Raw genomic sequence first — 16,001 nt, forward strand, 5'->3', positions numbered from 1 at the left:
GTCAGGGCCCGGGCCGGCGCTCAGTGACGCATCACGGCATCCGACGTGTCACTTCACATCGATGTGGATGACACCGTAGTTGTACGCCTTGCGGCGGTAGACCACGCTCGGTTGCCCGGTGGCCGCGTCCTGGAAGAGGAAGAAGTCGTGGCCGACCAGTTCCATCTCGTCCAGGGCCTGGGCGAGTGTCAGGGGCGGTGTCTCGAAGGTCTTCTCGCGGACGACCAGCGGGCCGTCACCCTCGACGGTCAGACCGGCGACCTGGCGCCTCTCCGGCTCGGGTTCCTCGGCGGGGGCCTGGGTCTCGGCAACGGGCAGGTCCTGGACGCGCAGTCCACGACGGTTCTTGCGGCGGTCCGCGGCTCGGCGCAACTGGGCACGCAACCTGTCGAGTGCCTTGTCGAAGGCGAGCATCTTCTCCTCGGCGCTGGCGCTCGCGCGGACGACCGGGCCCTTCGCGCGGAGCGTTATCTCGCATCGGACGGCGGAGGACGGGTCGCCCTTCGCATCCTGTGCGGTGAACTCGACCTCGGTGCGAATCACGCGATCACGCAGTTTCGAGATCGAATCCTCGAGTCGGCGGGCGACAACTTCGCGCGTGTCGTCATTGATGCTGCAGCGACGTCCGGTGACGATGACATCCATGTCAGTACCCTTTCGGTTGCGGACTCAGTCCCGCCGGTCCAGGGCCCACACCACACCAGGACGGCCATGGCGCTGGCCCCGGGACGACGGTGGCACGGAACCCGCGATTCGCGACCTGAAGCCGGTCCTCACCACCGCCCGTGCCATGCCCCAAAGCTACTCAGTTTCGTGACGGCGCGGGAGCGGACAAGCGGTATTCCCCCTATTTCTGTCGTGATTCCTGCAAGGGGGTTTGCGCAACGGCGGCGCAGCCGGCCACCTCGACTCCGGCCCGTTCCAGGACGCGCACCGCCTCGGCCATCGTGGCGCCGGTGGTGACCACGTCGTCGAGCACCACGACCGGCCCGCCGGGCCATGGCACCGCTGGTCGGGGGCGTCGGCTCATCGCCATGGTGCCCGTCTGCGCGGACCGTCTCTGCTCCGCGCCGAGGCCGATCTGGTCCGGTGCGGCCCCGGCACGGGCCAGTACCGGCCCGTGCCGGATGCCCGTCAGCCTCGTCACTGCCCTGGCCAGCGAGGAGGTGTGGTCGATCCCCCGCTCGCGGGCCCGCCGCGGGTCCGAGGGCACGGGGACGAGGAGTGTTGCCGAGGGACTCAGCCCCGCTTCGCCGGTGGCCGCCAGCACGGCCCGGGCGGCCAGCTCCGCCAGGGGTCCGCGCAGTGTCCATGCGCCCCTGTCCTTGTAGGCGATGACGAGCATGCCTGCGACAGGCCGGTAGAACGCACCGGACCAGACCGGTGGGGCGTCGGGCCCCAGCCCCGGCAGCGGGGCACGCCGCCTGATCGGTTCGGCCGGGAGCCTCCCGCGGCACACCCGGCACAACACGGCGCCTGGGGCGCCGCATGCCGCGCACTGGGAGCCGAGCAGCAGGTCCAGCCCGGCGTCGGCAAGCTCGGTCAGCCATCCGATCCGCATGCCCTGATGGTGCAACCGACTGAGCCGGTTCGATCAGATGCGCACAGGGCTCTTCTGCCCGATGAGTCGCCCACGTCGTGGCCGCGACACCGCCCCGGGGCACAGCCGTGCCGGCTCACCGCCGGGCGGGGTGACGGCGGCCACGGGACCCTGCCCTGCACGGGACCCCGCCCTGACCGCGGGCTCCGTCACCGTCGCCGCATCGAGCAGCGCACCAGCTCTTCGGGCGCGCGGGCACCCGCGCCTGGCACGGATGTGCCGCGAGCAGGACCAACCGGTTCACCGGGCGTGGGGAGGGCCAGCCCAGCCCGCCGGCTGACCGGCCTAGTTCAGTTCCGGGGTCGCCGTGTAGGCACTCAGCAGAGCGGCCTGACTGCCCATGCGGCGCAGCACCCTGCGCCACAGGTCATCGGTGTCGGCGCCGAAGATCTCCTCCTCGCGGGGCGTCGTGCGCAGCCAGGCGCCCTGACGGATCTCTCCCTCAAGCTGGCCCGGCTCCCAGCCGCTGTAGCCGGCGAAGACCCGCACGTCCGAGAAGGCACCGACGGCGAGCTCGACCGGGGTGTCGAGGTGGAGCACGCCGATGTCACCGGTGATGCGCCGCCAGCCGAGCGGGTCCTCCCCGGGGTTGAGCACCTTGGCCAGGCACAAGGCGCCGTTGGGCAGCACGGGGCCACCGGCGAAGAGCACCTGCGGCGGGTTGAGCTGGGCCTCCCAGTCGGGCAGCACCTGCGAGACGGGCATCTGGGACGGCTTGTTCAGCGCGACGCCGACGGCGCCGTCCGCGTCCGACTCGAGCAGCAGGATGACCGACTGGTCGAAGAAACCGGCCCCAACAGGGTGGGTGCTCACCAGGAGTTCTCCCCCACTGACGTGCTGCTGACTGGTCACAAGTCCAGTCTGACACGCCGGTCCAGGCCACGCCCGGCTATCAGCATATGGATCGGGAAAGACCCGGGACAGGGGGAATTGGGTAGGTTGGGAAGCATGTCCGCGGGTGTATGTGCACCTGCTGTGAGAGAACGGAGACCGTGTGGCGAGCGAGAACCAGGCGCCTGAGGGCGCCGACATAACTGACATAACAGCCGAATCCGTCACCGAATCCATGTCGGCGACCGAGCAGTTGTCCGCACTGCTGGAGGCGGGCGAGCCGGCCCCTGCCGACGAGTCCATCGAACTGGCCGCCGACAATGACAGCGCACCGATCGACTGGTGGGTGGTCGCCCCGGCCATGGTGGTGGTTGCCGGCATCGTGGTGTGGGGTCTTGCATCGAAGAGCACCTTCAAGGCCTTCGCAGACACCGCCCTGGCCTTCATCGTGGAGAACTTCGGGTGGGCATTCATCCTGTGCGGCACCGTCGCGGTGTTCTTCGTCGTCGTTGTCGCCATGTCGAACTTCGGCAGGATCCGGCTGGGTGCCGACGGCGAGGAGCCGGAGTTCCGGACCTCGAGCTGGATCGCCATGATGTTCGCCGCCGGCATGGGCATCGGGCTCATGTTCTACGGCGCCTCGGAACCGCTGACCTTCTACCGCGAGGGCGTGCCAGGCCACGACGAGCACGACGTCGGCACGGCGATGGCCACCGCCATGTTCCACTGGACCCTGCACCCATGGGCCATCTACGCGATCGTCGGCATGGCCATCGCGTACTCGACCTTCCGGGTGGGGCGCAAGCAGTTGATCTCCTCGACCTTCGTCCCGCTCATCGGCGAGAGGAGGGCCTCCGGCCCGCTCGGGCGCTTCATCGACATCCTGGCGGTCATCGCCACGATCTTCGGCACGGCATGCTCGCTGGGCATCGGCGCCACCCAGGTCAGCGCGGGCCTCCAGGCCTCGGGCATCATCGAGAATCCCAGCACCCTGACGGTCACGACCATCGTCGTCATCCTCACCCTCGCCTTCATCGTGTCGGCCATGTCCGGGGTGAGCCGCGGCATCCAGTACCTGTCCAACACCAACATGGTGCTCGCCGCGCTGCTGGCGATCTTCGTGTTCGTCCTCGGCCCCACGGTCGCCATCCTCGACCTCATCCCCTCCTCGATCGGCAGCTACCTGAACTCCTTCTTCGAGATGGCTGGCCGTAGCGCGATCTCGGCCGACGGCACCGCCGGCAGCTGGCTGAGCACGTGGACGATCTTCTACTGGGCCTGGTGGATCTCCTGGTCGCCGTTCGTCGGCATGTTCCTGGCCCGGATCTCCCGCGGCCGGACGATCCGCCAGTTCTGCATCGGCGTGATGTTCGTGCCGGCCGGCCTGTCGACCGTGTGGTTCGCGATCTTCGGCGGCACCGCCATCCACTTCGAGCAGAGCGGCAACTCGATCTGGGGTGACGGGAACGCGGAGTCCCAGCTGTTCACGCTGCTCCACCAGATGCCGGGCGGCACGATCGCCGGCTATGTGGCGATGCTCCTGCTCGCCACGTTCTTCATCACCTCGGCGGACTCGGCCTCCACGGTCATGGGATCGATGTCGCAGAACGGGCTGGCGACGGCCAAACCCACCCTGTCCGCGGCATGGGGCGCGCTGACCGCCCTCATCGGCCTGATGCTCCTGCTGTCCGGCGAGAGCAGCACCGACCGCAGTGCCTTGTCGAACCTGCAGAACGTGACGATCATCGCCGCGAGCCCGTTCCTGGTCATCGTGATCGTTCTCATGTTCGCGCTGGTCAAGGGGCTGCGCAACGACACGATCTACATGGAGTACCGCGAGCACCAGCGCTTCGCACGCAAGCTGGCCCACGAGCGGCGTCTGCACCGTGAGGAGATGGAACGCAAGATCAGGGCGCGGCGCTACCGGGCAGCCGTGGCGGCGATGACCCCGCGCCGCGAGCACGGGCAGCGCGGGGAGCAGAAGCACCGCGAGCAGAAGAGGGGCCACGACTCCACGGCCAGGCAGACCGACGGCTGACATCCCTGGCATGAACCGAACCGGGTGACCATGGCCCGAGGGCCTCTGGGCACCCCTTCCCACGACTGTGCGGCGCCCCAAGGGGCGCCGCACAGTCGTTTTCAACCGAGGAGGAACTGGCGAACGCGGTCAGGACGGTTTCGGCGTCACGGAGCATGGCCGCGACCGTCGGGAACGAGGCCTGCATGGAGGCAGTGACCTGGTGGTAGGTCTCACGGACCGCTTCCTCGCTGTCACCGACACCCATGCCCAGGAGTTAGGGCAGCAGATCCCAGTACTGCTTCCGTGCGGGCATGGCGTGAATGACCAGTTCAGAGCCGCTTTCGAAGACCATCACGACGGTCTCCAGCAGCCGTGATTTGGTGTCAAATCCGAGTCGAAGCTCTTGGTGGGGCCAATCGTCGTCCTCGAGCGGTTCGAGCCATTGCGCCCAATAGGCGGCGTGGATGATGTCTTCGGGATCGAGGCCGTGTTTGAGCGCTGTCGTGCAGCTTCATGCCACGTACGCAGCCAGCGCCTGCCGGATGGCTTCCGAGCGAGACAGATGCCTGCCTTCAGCGATGGCGTCGAGGGCTGCGAGCTCATCTGCGGTCAGCCGCACCGCGACGACCTGCATCGGCTCAGCACCACGCCCCGGGCGACCACGCCCACGTTTCTTCAGCTTCTCGACGTCGTAGCCGGCCTCGGCCTCAGCCACCCACGTCTGAATCTGCTCGTCGGTGACCTCGGTTTCCTTCATGCCAATATCGTAAACGAAAACTGCGGATTGGGCGAACAACCCGCATCATCACACCAATCTCGTCCGGACGGGTAGCTCCGCCGCGTCCCCAAGAGGTGGTCCCCTTCACCTGTCTGCGCGAAGGGTTCGCCGGACGGGCGAAGACGATCTTGAACCGGTATCGGTTCCTGCTTCTGGAGACGTCCGGGAAGGGCCACCCGGAACTGTCTCCGGACAGCTCCGGCATCAGTCGGGGACGCCACGCATGAGTCTGTCGATGATCGTCTGCGCCGGCTCGATGTCGTGGATCATGGAGATCCCGAGGCCGAAGGATGCGTATCCCTTCGTCAGGTCGCCGAACAGCATGCCGTCCCTCATGCCGAGATAGGCGTTCTGCGCCGCGTAGATCTCCTCCTCCGTTGCACCGTCCCTGCTCATCTTGAGCAGCCTGTTCGGAAGCTCGCCGGGCAGGGACCGGTAGTAGGCGGGAACGGTGCGGTACATGAGCAGGTCATCGGCGTCGGCCTCCAGTGCCATCGCCTTGATGTTGTCGGCGAGCGGTGACTCCTCTGCCATCATCAGCGCCGTCCCCACGTAGAGCCCTTCGGCGCCGAGCGCGAACGCGGCCCTGGCGGTGCGCTCATCGGCGATGCCCCCGGCCGCCATGACCGGCACCTTGCCCTCGGCCGCATCCACCACCAGGGGGACGATGGAGAAGGTGCCGACTACCTTGGTCGGGACCGTGCCGCCCTCGTCGAAACCCGTCGCGACGATCACGTCCGCGCCGCCGGCCACGGCTGCTCTCGTGCTCTCTGCGGACGGATCGAGGGCGCGGAACACGACCTTGATGCCGGCCTCCTTGAACCTCTTCGTCCATGCCTTGCTGAAACCGCCGACCATGACCGCGACCGTCACGCCTTCCTCGACCATGAGGTCGAGCATCGGCCCGGTGAACGGATCGACGGCGGGATCGTCCGAGCTTGGGACGATGTTCAGGCCGAACGGCTTGTCCGTGATCCCCTTGACCACGCGGATCTCACGCCGCATGTTCTCCACCGTCTCCTCAACGGTGAAGACCGGCTCCATCTGGCCGGCGTTGGTACCCAGCACGCCGAGCGCCCCGGCGGCACTCACGGCGCCGACGAATCTCCCATTCGTCAGCCAGTTCAACGGCCCCTGGATGATCGGCTTCTCGATTCCCAGGATCTCGCATATCCGGTTCGTCATGATGGTGCTCCTCATCGTGCTCTCATCTGGCTGGCCTGCTCTTTTCAACGGCGCCGTGGATCGGGACTCGATTCAACGACGCAGTGGGTGATCGAGGCCTTGAGACGGACGTGTCCGTTCTCATCGACGTCCTCATCGACGCGGACACGCCTCAGGCTACCCTTCGTCACCTGATGGTGGGCGCGCTGAGCCTGGCACGATGCCCTCGGGACGGCCATTGTGACAGCAGGACCCCTTGTGTGGGCGTGAAAACCCCATCCGACTGGACGGTATGGCGGTGGTCCTCATGATGGTCTCGACTTCGATGGGGCCAACCCGGCTTTGGCTCGTTGTCGGCGACGGCGGTGGTAGGTACTCTCGATCCAGCTGATGATCGCCAGGCGGAGCTGTCATCTGTTGGTCCGGCGGCGGGTGTTGAGCGCGTTCATCTGCAACAGCGCGAAGGATGACTCCATCGCCGCGTTGTCGCCTGCAGCGCCGACACGGCCCATGGGCCCGACCAAGCCATGGCCCGAAGCACCACACCCCGAGTGTCACCGATCCCTGCAGCAGTCCCCACAGCACGAAAGACGGACTGCGTTGCAGCGACATTCATCAGACCTGCCAGCTGTCGTCGGCATTGCGCGAACGGGACCACGTCACCAGGGCCTCAGCCACCTCAGAGAGACCGGCGGAACCGCTTGCCACAGCGATGACCAGGTCGTAGGCGTCATCATCGGGCGCCTCGATCCACACTCCGTTGACGTCGAGGAAGACCAGTGTCGCCAGCCACCCCAAGCGCTCATTGCCATCGACCAGGGGATGGGTGTTCACCACCGAGTCCATCAGTGCGGCAGCCTTCAGTTCCAACGAGGGATAGGCCTCCTGCCCCCACAACGACGTCGTGGGCCGATGTGCCGCAGACTCCAGCAGCCCCAGATCCCGCACGGGCCCGACCCCAAGATCGTCAGTGAGCGCCCGGAGATCCTCGGCCGTGAGGAATTCCGTCACCGGCCCAACCGCTCGATGACATCGGCGTAACGAGCCCGCACACGCTGTGACGCATCAGCGACCCGCGCCTCATGCCCGCGGCGCCGGGCCACCTCATGGATGGCGCGGATCGTGGCCTCATGCTTGCTCACGCCGTCGGCCTCGGCGAGCAGCGCCAGAGCCCGCTTGTCGCGTTCGGAGAGTCGTAGTGTCATCGCCATGATCCGATGATGCCGAAGTGATACCAGCGTCGTGGAGCCCCACCACCACTGATGGCGCATTACTCGTGACGCACACTTTTACGCACCTGCGGTGGTCATGAAGACGCTCTGCTACACCGAGTCCCGCGCCGACTGCGCCCAAGTGCTCGACGGCCTCGTCAACAACCGAGAAGAAACCATCATCACGCGCGCGGGCCACGAGCCCGTCGTGATTGTCTCCCTCTCCGAATCGCCGCCTGTCGGTACCATTACGGCCGATACCGATGACGACTCAGAAGAGCGCAAGCCCCCTAGAACGCAACGATGGCGACCCCGCAAAAGGGCCGCCACATCGTCAACAGGATGCATCTGGTGTCCGCCGAGGCGGACGTGGTGGAGGTGGCGGGAATCGAACCCGCGTCCTGACGAGGCGGACCAGGTCTTCTCCGGGCGCAGCCGACTGTGACGGTCTACTCGGCCCCCGCACTCATGTCGGCGAGTTGCGGCCAGGCCCAGTCCGGGAGGAGTCCCCAGCAGTCCCCCGGACACGGACTACTGAGCAAGCCTTCTGAATGAGGCCAGGAACCGGGTGGAAGGCTACACCCGGGCTGACCCTTCGATCACTGATCAGGCAGCGAGAGCGAAGTCAGTGCGATTGGTATCGGCACTTATTGGTTCCCAGAGGACATTAACGAGTTGACTCTGGATTCTCGGCCCGCTTCCCCTGGAGCTACCACTCCAGTCGAAACCGATCACCCCCTGTTGAGTTGTCACCCGACCACCGCACGGCGAACCGGCGAGGAGGGTTTGAATCCATGATACCTTCTGCATCCCCGAACCGAATCGTTCACTCGCAGGCAACGCCGTCGTTGTCCCGGTCGAGCGCCGACCGGTAACCGGGGTCACCCCGGTACAGCGGTGCCGCCCCTGCTGCTCGTGCCGCACTGCAGTTCTGGTAATAGGCGTAGCCGGCGTCGTTCGCCGGAGCCGCATCCTCGCCGTAGCCCTCGTCCGCTCCCGTACCGGAGCCTGCGTACTCGACCGGCACGGTGACGGTGGCGGTCACCTCCTCGGTCACCGTGACGGTCGGCGCCGGGGTTGGGGTCTGGCTGGGCGTCACCGTCGTCGTGCTCGTCGCCGTGGTCACGGTCACCGCGGACACGGTGACGGTCGGATCGGTCGCCGTCGAGACACTGGCCTGTCCTCCCACCGAGCCCAGGATCATGCCACACACGCCGACACCGGCGGCCCAGGCGAGTGGATGACGATGAAGAGAACTCATGCAAACCCGCTTTCAGTATCCGTCAGCTCATGGCGAGCCGACTCGGTCGGCCGTCGCGGCAGGCATGACTTCGAACAGGAACCCACCATGCGCGCATGAACGACCTGCCACGACACTGCGGTGAACCCAGAGCACCCGTGGTCCCGACTGTCGGCCACCGGCAGCACCACAACAGGGATTATAAGGGAAAGATGAGGGATACCCCTGATGCCTCAAGGATCATGGGTCGTCATGTGGTCATGTCGGATCGGGCGGGTGCCGTAGCAGGGCCCTCAAGTGTGACGGACGCGGCTGCCGCCTCGTTGGCGGCGGCCAAGGCCTCCTCCGGGCCGGAGCCCTCGGCCAGCCGGGCCGCGAGCACCCCGGTGTGGGTGTCACCGGCGCCGGTCACGTCGACGGGATCGACGGCATCGACCGGTACGGTGACGAGGCCGTCGAGTCCACCACCGGTCGCAGTGCAGCCCCGCTCCCCAGCTCGGACGACGAGCATGGTCGCGTCATGGAGGCCCAGGCGCCGGCGCACGGCCTGGTGCAGGTCATCGCTCGACGGTTCGTCCCCGGCGATGAGCAGCGCCTCACGGGTGCTGATCGTCAGTACGTCGAGCACGCCGGTGAGGGTCCTCATGGTCGCCGCCGGAATGTCCAGCACGAGGGGGCCCGGGTCGAGCACGACGTGCAGGTCGGCGCCGTGCTCGGCCAGCCAGCCGATGATCGTCGGGCCGCTGACCCGGTACAGCAGGTCATAACCGGAGACACACAGCACGTCCCGCGGCCCGAAGTCGACGCCGGCCAGGTCCCGCGGCACCAGCCTGCCCTCGGCACCGGGCACCGTCACATAGGTGGGGTCGGCCCCGGGAACCTGGAAGGCCACGCAGTAGCCCGAGTCGCCGGCCGGGTCGATCGGGCCACTGACGTCGATGTGTTCTGCGGCGAGGGCCTCGGCGATGAGCTGCCCGTAGGGCCCGCTGCCGATCCGGCCGGCATAGCTCGTGGGCACGCCCTGCCGGGCGGCGGCGGCCACCAGGTTGAACCCGCCGCCGACGCGGGCCCGTGAATCGGCGGCGATGACATCCCCGCCGACGGGCGGTAGTGCTGGCACGTCGATGCCGAGGTCGACGATGATCGATTCCAGTGAGATGACCCGTCCCATCGCGCTCACAGCCGTTCGGTCTCCACGGGGCGTCTGATGGTGTTGCGGGTGATCGCGTACAGCACCGCACCGGACAGGCCGGCGACGAGCCAGCCCATCGAGTTCCGGCCCAGCCAGGTCTGGGCGAACGGTCCGGCGAACCAGGCGTCCTCTGCCCCGGCGGTGGTGAAGCACAGTCCCAGGACGATGCCCGCTGCCCAGGAGCAGAAGGCCGCCCAGTTCACCCCACCCGTGTACCAGTAGGCGCTGCCCCTTCCGGTGTCGGTCAGGCCGGCGGTGTCGTAGACCTTGCGGGTGGCCAGGTCGACGGCGCAGACGCCGGCCCACGCGGTCAGGCCGACGGCCAGCAGGGTCAGGAAAGTGGTGAACGGACCGTAGAAGTCCTCGGCGAGGACGGTGATGTACAGGCCGCCGGCCAGCACGAGCACGCCGTCGATGCACACGGCGCTCATGCGGGTGACCCTGATCCCGCCGGTCAGCAGGTTCAGTCCCGAGGAGTACAGGGACAGGTCGGCTGCGGCGATGAGACCGCAGGCCGCGGCCAGCAGATAGGGCACGAGCATCCACGGGGGCAGGCTGGCACCGATCGCCGCGACCGGGTCGGAGGCGGAGGCGAGGCCCGGATCCGACCCGGCCATGAGCGAACCCGTCGTGATGAGCAGGACGAGCGGGATGCCGGCGCCGGCGACGACCGCGGCGATCAGGCCACGCGATGAGGCGCCCCGGGGCAGGTAACGGGTGTAGTCGGCGCCCGCTGCGACCCAGCTGAGCCCGGTACCCGCCGCGATGTAGCCCAGGGCGCCGAGAACGGCCGAGGCGTCCCCCGATGGCAGGGAACCGACGGCCCGCCAGTCGACGGTGACGGCCAGGAAGCCGATGACGATCATCGTGAGGGCACCGAAGACCCAGGTGAGCCACTTCTGGATCCACATGATCGTGGCGTGGCCGAACAGGCCGATGACGGCGGCGATCACGACCACGAGCAGGATGCACGCGACGATGACGGGCGTCGTGGCCGGTACGCCCACGGCCTCGAGGACGGCGAGCAGGGCGAACCCGGCCGTCGTGCACATGACCGTCTCCCAGCCGACGAAACTGATCCAGCTGACCAACGTCGGGCCCCAGTTGCCGCGCACGCCGAAGACCGCGCGGGAGGCGGTCAGGCCGGGTGCGCCGCTGCGCCGGCCGGTGGTCGACAGCCAGCCGACGAGCGCGAAGGAGCCGCACGATCCGATGACGGTCACGGCCACCGCCTGGGGAAGGTCGAGCCCGTAGACGGTCACGAGCGCGGCCCCCAGGGTGATGCCGAGCACGCCCATGTTGGCCGCGAACCACATCCAGAACAGGCTCGCCGGTCCGCCGCGGCGTTCGCCGTCGGGCACCGGCTCGATGCCCCTGGTCTCAATGCGGCCCACGCCGCTGGGCGTCCGTTCACTCATGCGCACGGCTCTCTCACCAGCTGCTGGCACCGCCGCCACCGCCACCCCCGCCGGAGAAGCCGCCGCCACCGCTGAAGGCCGAGCCGCCGCTGGAGCCGAAGCCGCCGCCGCTGCCACCGCCGCTGGACGACGGCACGGGGCTGGCGCCGGTATTCATGGAGTGAACCATGGAGCCGACGAAGTAGCCGTAGTGGAAGGAGTACGGGTCACCGTAATACCAGGCCGGTGGTGTCGAGGGGATGCGTCCGAGCGCGACGAGCTGCTCGCAGATCTGGGACCAGCGGTCGGTCAGGTCGAAGGCGATCGCCCAGGGCAGGTACTGGCTGAAGATGTCCTGGCCCTCCTCGAACCGGATCTGGTCCGCCTCGGCGGTGGACAGGTACTCGTAGAAGCCGTCGACCTGGTCGGTGAAGGCCCGACCGAGGGCCGTGCGCTGTCCGCGCCGCCGGATCAGCCAGGCACCGACGACGAAGATGGTGATGGCGAAGACCAGCCCGGCGACGATGCCGACCCGGTACCCGCTCGTCTTGAAGATGCTCAGCAGCCCCGACAGCACGATCCCGGACGCACCCATGCCCCAGACGAGGAAGAGGAGAGCGTACAGGAATCCACGGATGGGAACGTTGGATCCGCCCCCGCCACCGACCTTTCCGGTGTGTTTCATGAGGCCGAGGCTCGTCGCCGAGTCGTTCACCTGGTGGCTCAGCTCCTCGCTGGCCTTGAGCAGCTTGCCCGGCTTGTGCAGGGCCACCTCGCGGCTCGAGTACTTCAGGGCATTCTTGCCGGAGGGATCGCGCTTGCCGAAGACATCGCGCAGGAAGCGCTGTTCGTACGGCTGGGTGGCGCGGGAGGCGTCCACCAGCCGCGCGTAGGTCTTGTCGCCGTCGTCCTCGGCGCGAAGCTGGATGGCGCCGCGGACGGCCAGGTCGACGAGGACGGCGGAGGTCTCGCGCACGCCGATCCGGCCGTCGATGAGCAGGCCGCCCACGGGGACCGGCAGGTCCGGCGGGGTCACCCGCACCGGGATGGTGTCCCTGTCGACCTTCGTGTCGGCACGCACCCGCACGGTCTCGGGGCTGGTCGGCACCGTGCCGGGCGGGATGCCGTCGAACCGCTCGTCGCGGCGGTGCCGCCGGTAGGCCAGCAGTCCGCCGGCGGCCGCGGCGGTCCCGGCACCGCCGACCCCGAGGCCGCTCCGCAGCGCCTTCGTGGCGTTCGACACGGCGGCGTCCTCCAGGTGGGGCCGGTTGTCGCTGATCAGGCCCGCGGTGATCTGGACGGCGATCGTCATCATCTCGCCCTGGGCCTTGTTCCGTTCGGTGAAGACGGCCTTGCCGCCGGTGATGGTTGCGCTCGTGCACGCGTCGGTCGAACCGGCCCGGCCCGCGTAGCAGCGGGTGTCCTGGGCGCCGCCGGGCACGTCGACGGTGACGGTGAGCAGATCGACCTGCGGGGTCTCGGTGCCGACGACGTCCCAGTAGAGCTCGTCGTAGTCACCGGAGCCGCGCAGCGCGCCCGAGACCGTGTAGTCGATCGTGTAGGTCGCCGTGGCCGAGGTGATGCGCTTGTTGGCGTCGCCGATCCTGATGGTCTCGAGGCAGTCCCTCGGATCGTCCTGGTCGCACTTGATGCTCGTGGTGAACGCGGCCGACGCGTCGGGGCTGGACACCGAGATGTCGGAGATCTCGTAGACGGCGTCCCGCTTGTCGTCCTCGTTCCCGAAGGGCTCGCGGGTGGGCAGCGTGCGGGTGATGCCGTGCCGACCCGAGTTCGAGCCGAACCGCCACACGAGCGTCTCGGACACGTGCAGCAGCCCGTCCGTGTCCACGGTGTAGGTGACGTCCCACGAGTCGACGCTGTCGGCGCTCTGGGCCTGGGCGACGCCGGGCGTGACCAGCCCGGCGACCACGAGCCCCAGGGCGGCGAGCAGCAGGCCGAGGCGCCGCCCGGCCGTGCCGGCTGTCGGGGAATGACTCATCTCATCGCTCCTGTTCTCTTCGTCCGGGGTTCACTCACCAACTGTGCGCTCCCCCACCACCGCCGCCGCGGCCGGCCCGGCCGCCGCCACCGAACGAGGAACCGCGGCCGGTGCCGCCGACCCCGCCGCCACCGGTGGAGCTCCTCGCGTAGCTGACCTGGCTGACGTGCGTCATCGAGCGGGCGAACGTGACAGGGTTGAAGCCGGCCGGGTCGCCGTAGTACCAGGGCGGAACGGTCGGCGCGACGCGTCCGGCAGCCATGAGCTGCTCACAGATCCGAACCCAGCGGTCCGTCAGGTCGAAGGCGATCGCCCAGGGCAGGTACTGGCTGAAGATGTCCTGGCCCTCCTCGAACCGGATCTGATCGGCCTCGGCGGTGCCGAGGTACTCGCGGAAGCCCTCCGCCTGGTCGGTGAGTGCGCTGCCCAGCGCCGTGCGCTGACCCCGCCGGCTCACCACCTTGCGGCCGATGAGGTACACGGCGGCCAGTGGCACGATGATGCTGCCGGCCAGGAACAGGTAGCGCAGCGTGGGCAGGACCAGAAGCGTTTCGAAGCCCTGGACCAGCATCACGCCGAGGAACCACTGCAGGGTCATGACGACCAGCACCACGGCGAAGGCGACAGCGCTGTCGGAGCGACCCGTCTCGCCGACGACCCCGGCGTGCTTGAGCAGCCCGAGGGCAGTGGTCCTGTCGGCGACGAGCCGGGAGAGGTTCTTGTTGGCCGTCTCGAGCCGACCGTCCTCGTCGAGACGTCTCTCGAGGACCCAACGGGGATCGCTCACCAGCGCCGCCTCGCCGAAGATGTCGGCGACGAGCCGACGCTCGTAGTCCTCGCGCATCAGCCCGGGGTTGACCAGTCTGGCGCGGATCTCACCGCCGTCATTGCGCAGCTGGAGGACCCCGCGCACGGCCAGGTCGACGATCGTCGCCGTCGTCTCGCGCGCGCCGACCCGGCCGTCGATGAGCAGACCGGCCATGGCCACCGGCATCTGCGGCGGGGCGAACTGGACCGGTATCACGGTGCTCCTCGCCTGCCGGGCCACCTTCTCGGTGGGCGCCCGCTCGGGATCGGCGGGTATCGTGCCGGGCGCGACACCGGCGAACCGCTCGTCCCGGCGGCCGCGGGCGAAACGGAACACGCCGTATGCGCCCAGTGCCGAGGAGGCCACTGCCGCCAGGGCCATCTGCCACCCGGTTCTCGCCGCCGTGCTCATCGCCGCCTTCTCGAGGTGGGGCTCGTTGTCGCCAACGAGTCCCGGGGCGATCATCACGCCGATCGTGAGGTTCTCGCCGGGCGCCTTGCCGCGGTGGGTGAAGCGTGCGGTGCCGCTGCTGATCGTCGCCGCGTCGCAGGCGTCCGTGGAATCCGTCGGGCCGGCGAAGCAGACGGCCTGCTGCGCACCGCCGGGCACGTCCACGTCCACCTGCAGGTCGTCCACCAGTGGCGTGTCCGGGCCGAGCGCGTCCCAGTAGAGCTCGTCGTAGTCGCCCGAGGTGCGCAACGCGCCCGAGACGGTGTAGCTGATCGTGTAGGTGGCGGTCGCCCCGGTGACCCGCCTGGCGGGGTCACCGATGGTGACGACCAGGTGCCGGGTCCGCTCGCCCTCCCTCTCACCGGAGGTGTCCGTCGTGAACTGGGCGGAGGCGTCCGGGCTCGACACGGCGATGTCACTGATCTCGTAGACGGCGTCCTGCTTGCCGCCGTCGCCCCAGGGCCTGCGGACGACCAGCTCGCGGACGATGCCGTGACGCCCAGAGCTCGAGCCGAACCGCCAGACGAGTGTCTCGGACACGTGCAGCAGCCCATCGGAGTCGACCGTGTAGCTCATCTGCCAGGAGTCGACCCGGTCATCGGAGTCGGCCATGGCCGTTTGCGGGATGGACCACGTGAGGGCGAGGACGAGCAGCCCCAGGACGAGCAGGGCCGGCGCCCTGCGGGTTCTGGGCGCGGCGCCTGCGACCGGCGCGATGCTCACCGTTTCCTCCGGGAGCGCTCGGCGAGCTCGCGCTGCGCCTCGCGGTTCATGTCGCGTTCCCGGATGGCCTGGCGCTTGTCCCACTCGCGCTTGCCCGTGCCGACGGCCAGCTCGACCTTGGCCCGTCCGTCCTTGAAGTAGAGGGACAGCGGGACGAGGGTGCGTCCCGCCGCGGCCAGCTGGCGTTCCAGACGTGCGATCTCCTTGCGGTGCAGCAGGAGCTTGCGTTTGCGCAGGGCCGTGTGGCTGCGTCGCCAGCTGCCCATGGAGTACTCGGGGATGTTCGCCTGGTGCAGCCACACCTCTCCGTCGTCGATGGTGGCGAAGGCGTCGGCGAGCGAGGCGTGCCCCTCGCGCAACGACTTCACCTCGGTGCCCGTGAGTACCAGACCGGCCTCGAGACGCTCGCCGATCGCGTAGTCGTGCAGCGCCCTCCGGTTGCGGGCGACGACCCTCTCGCCTTTCTCACGCGGCATCCTCGCTCCCTCCTCGACATCCCGCCTTGTCGAACGGGTAAGACTAGCACTGCCAGGGCGACTGCGACCACCCTACAGGGGCAGGGCATGGAGCTGGGCGCCGCGGAGGAAG

General features: G+C 68.4%; 14 protein-coding genes, 1 other RNA gene and 2 pseudogenes. 2 read left to right on the plus strand and 15 right to left on the minus strand.

Features of this window, described 5'->3' with window-relative positions; genetic code table 11:
• Positions 1-48 precede the first annotated feature (48 nt).
• The 3 genes from hpf to PROPJV5_RS01445 form a co-directional block, all read right to left on the minus strand.
• Positions 49-645 carry a ribosome hibernation-promoting factor, HPF/YfiA family gene (hpf, locus tag PROPJV5_RS01435; RefSeq protein ID WP_119714550.1) on the minus strand — a complete coding sequence of 199 codons (597 nt, stop codon included), beginning with the start codon at positions 643-645 and terminating at the stop codon, positions 49-51.
• Between the two features lie 202 nt (positions 646-847).
• Positions 848-1,561, minus strand: coding sequence for a ComF family protein (locus PROPJV5_RS01440; RefSeq protein ID WP_119714551.1), 714 nt, complete (start codon positions 1,559-1,561; stop codon positions 848-850).
• A 324-nt stretch (positions 1,562-1,885) separates the two neighbouring features.
• Positions 1,886-2,452 (minus strand): YqgE/AlgH family protein, encoded by a 567-nt coding sequence (locus PROPJV5_RS01445; RefSeq protein WP_239018344.1) that lies wholly within the window; start codon positions 2,450-2,452, stop codon positions 1,886-1,888.
• A 142-nt stretch (positions 2,453-2,594) separates the two neighbouring features.
• On the opposite strand from PROPJV5_RS01445, the gene PROPJV5_RS01450 reads away from it, so the two are divergent.
• On the plus strand, positions 2,595-4,469 hold the full coding sequence (locus tag PROPJV5_RS01450) for a BCCT family transporter (RefSeq protein ID WP_275403685.1): 1,875 nt from the start codon (positions 2,595-2,597) through the stop codon (positions 4,467-4,469).
• A 493-nt stretch (positions 4,470-4,962) separates the two neighbouring features.
• Here the strand turns inward: PROPJV5_RS01450 and PROPJV5_RS01460 are convergent, their stop codons facing one another.
• The 5 genes and pseudogenes from PROPJV5_RS01460 to PROPJV5_RS01475 all read right to left on the minus strand — a co-directional run bounded on the left by PROPJV5_RS01460 (position 4,963) and on the right by PROPJV5_RS01475 (position 7,604).
• Complete coding sequence (locus PROPJV5_RS01460) at positions 4,963-5,208, minus strand: ribbon-helix-helix domain-containing protein (protein ID WP_119714667.1); 246 nt, start codon at positions 5,206-5,208, stop codon at positions 4,963-4,965.
• Between the two features lie 225 nt (positions 5,209-5,433).
• Positions 5,434-6,414, minus strand: coding sequence for an NAD(P)H-dependent flavin oxidoreductase (locus tag PROPJV5_RS01465; protein WP_119714668.1), 981 nt, complete (start codon positions 6,412-6,414; stop codon positions 5,434-5,436).
• Between the two features lie 284 nt (positions 6,415-6,698).
• Positions 6,699-6,929 (minus strand): annotated as a pseudogene (locus PROPJV5_RS12795) (IS3 family transposase); the annotation flags it as partial.
• A gap of 79 nt (positions 6,930-7,008) precedes the next feature.
• Positions 7,009-7,404 (minus strand): type II toxin-antitoxin system death-on-curing family toxin, encoded by a 396-nt coding sequence (locus PROPJV5_RS01470; RefSeq protein ID WP_119714554.1) that lies wholly within the window; start codon positions 7,402-7,404, stop codon positions 7,009-7,011.
• Positions 7,401-7,604 carry a CopG family transcriptional regulator gene (locus PROPJV5_RS01475; protein ID WP_119714669.1) on the minus strand — a complete coding sequence of 68 codons (204 nt, stop codon included), beginning with the start codon at positions 7,602-7,604 and terminating at the stop codon, positions 7,401-7,403. Before PROPJV5_RS01475 ends, PROPJV5_RS01470 begins: the two co-directional genes overlap by 4 nt.
• Before the next feature lie 97 nt (positions 7,605-7,701).
• On the opposite strand from PROPJV5_RS01475, the pseudogene PROPJV5_RS13075 reads away from it, so the two are divergent.
• Positions 7,702-7,773: pseudogene (locus PROPJV5_RS13075) on the plus strand (type II toxin-antitoxin system Phd/YefM family antitoxin); the annotation flags it as partial.
• Between the two features lie 201 nt (positions 7,774-7,974).
• Here PROPJV5_RS13075 and ssrA read toward each other — a convergent pair.
• The 7 genes from ssrA to smpB form a co-directional block, all read right to left on the minus strand.
• Positions 7,975-8,343, minus strand: a transfer-messenger RNA (tmRNA) gene (ssrA, locus tag PROPJV5_RS01485).
• Between the two features lie 87 nt (positions 8,344-8,430).
• Positions 8,431-8,865 carry an excalibur calcium-binding domain-containing protein gene (locus PROPJV5_RS12800; RefSeq protein WP_239018345.1) on the minus strand — a complete coding sequence of 145 codons (435 nt, stop codon included), beginning with the start codon at positions 8,863-8,865 and terminating at the stop codon, positions 8,431-8,433.
• Between the two features lie 229 nt (positions 8,866-9,094).
• Positions 9,095-10,015: a PfkB family carbohydrate kinase gene (locus PROPJV5_RS01495; RefSeq protein ID WP_119714556.1), complete on the minus strand. Its 921-nt coding sequence runs from the start codon at positions 10,013-10,015 to the stop codon at positions 9,095-9,097.
• A 5-nt stretch (positions 10,016-10,020) separates the two neighbouring features.
• A complete protein-coding gene (locus tag PROPJV5_RS01500; RefSeq protein ID WP_119714670.1) occupies positions 10,021-11,454 on the minus strand; it encodes a purine-cytosine permease family protein in 1,434 nt (477 codons plus the stop codon).
• Between the two features lie 13 nt (positions 11,455-11,467).
• Positions 11,468-13,432: a DUF2207 domain-containing protein gene (locus tag PROPJV5_RS01505; RefSeq protein WP_119714557.1), complete on the minus strand. Its 1,965-nt coding sequence runs from the start codon at positions 13,430-13,432 to the stop codon at positions 11,468-11,470.
• A 34-nt stretch (positions 13,433-13,466) separates the two neighbouring features.
• Positions 13,467-15,413: a DUF2207 domain-containing protein gene (locus PROPJV5_RS01510; RefSeq protein WP_119714558.1), complete on the minus strand. Its 1,947-nt coding sequence runs from the start codon at positions 15,411-15,413 to the stop codon at positions 13,467-13,469.
• A complete protein-coding gene (smpB, locus tag PROPJV5_RS01515; protein WP_119714559.1) occupies positions 15,410-15,889 on the minus strand; it encodes an SsrA-binding protein SmpB in 480 nt (159 codons plus the stop codon). The genes PROPJV5_RS01510 and smpB overlap by 4 nt, the downstream gene beginning before the upstream one ends.
• Positions 15,890-16,001: the final 112 nt, after the last annotated feature.

The sequence above is a fragment of the Propionibacterium ruminifibrarum genome (assembly GCF_900289195.1).
Classification (GTDB): domain Bacteria; phylum Actinomycetota; class Actinomycetes; order Propionibacteriales; family Propionibacteriaceae; genus Propionibacterium; species Propionibacterium ruminifibrarum.

Coding starts and splice junctions, on each gene's coding strand:
- hpf (WP_119714550.1), bottom strand. CDS start 645: ATGGATGTCATCGTCACCGGACGTCGCTGCAGCATCAATGACGACACG.
- PROPJV5_RS01440 (WP_119714551.1), bottom strand. CDS start 1,561: ATGCGGATCGGATGGCTGACCGAGCTTGCCGACGCCGGGCTGGACCTG.
- PROPJV5_RS01460 (WP_119714667.1), bottom strand. CDS start 5,208: ATGAAGGAAACCGAGGTCACCGACGAGCAGATTCAGACGTGGGTGGCT.
- PROPJV5_RS01465 (WP_119714668.1), bottom strand. CDS start 6,414: ATGACGAACCGGATATGCGAGATCCTGGGAATCGAGAAGCCGATCATC.
- PROPJV5_RS01475 (WP_119714669.1), bottom strand. CDS start 7,604: ATGGCGATGACACTACGACTCTCCGAACGCGACAAGCGGGCTCTGGCG.
- PROPJV5_RS12800 (WP_239018345.1), bottom strand. CDS start 8,865: ATGAGTTCTCTTCATCGTCATCCACTCGCCTGGGCCGCCGGTGTCGGC.
- PROPJV5_RS01495 (WP_119714556.1), bottom strand. CDS start 10,015: ATGGGACGGGTCATCTCACTGGAATCGATCATCGTCGACCTCGGCATC.
- PROPJV5_RS01500 (WP_119714670.1), bottom strand. CDS start 11,454: ATGAGTGAACGGACGCCCAGCGGCGTGGGCCGCATTGAGACCAGGGGC.
- PROPJV5_RS01505 (WP_119714557.1), bottom strand. CDS start 13,432: ATGAGTCATTCCCCGACAGCCGGCACGGCCGGGCGGCGCCTCGGCCTG.
- smpB (WP_119714559.1), bottom strand. CDS start 15,889: ATGCCGCGTGAGAAAGGCGAGAGGGTCGTCGCCCGCAACCGGAGGGCG.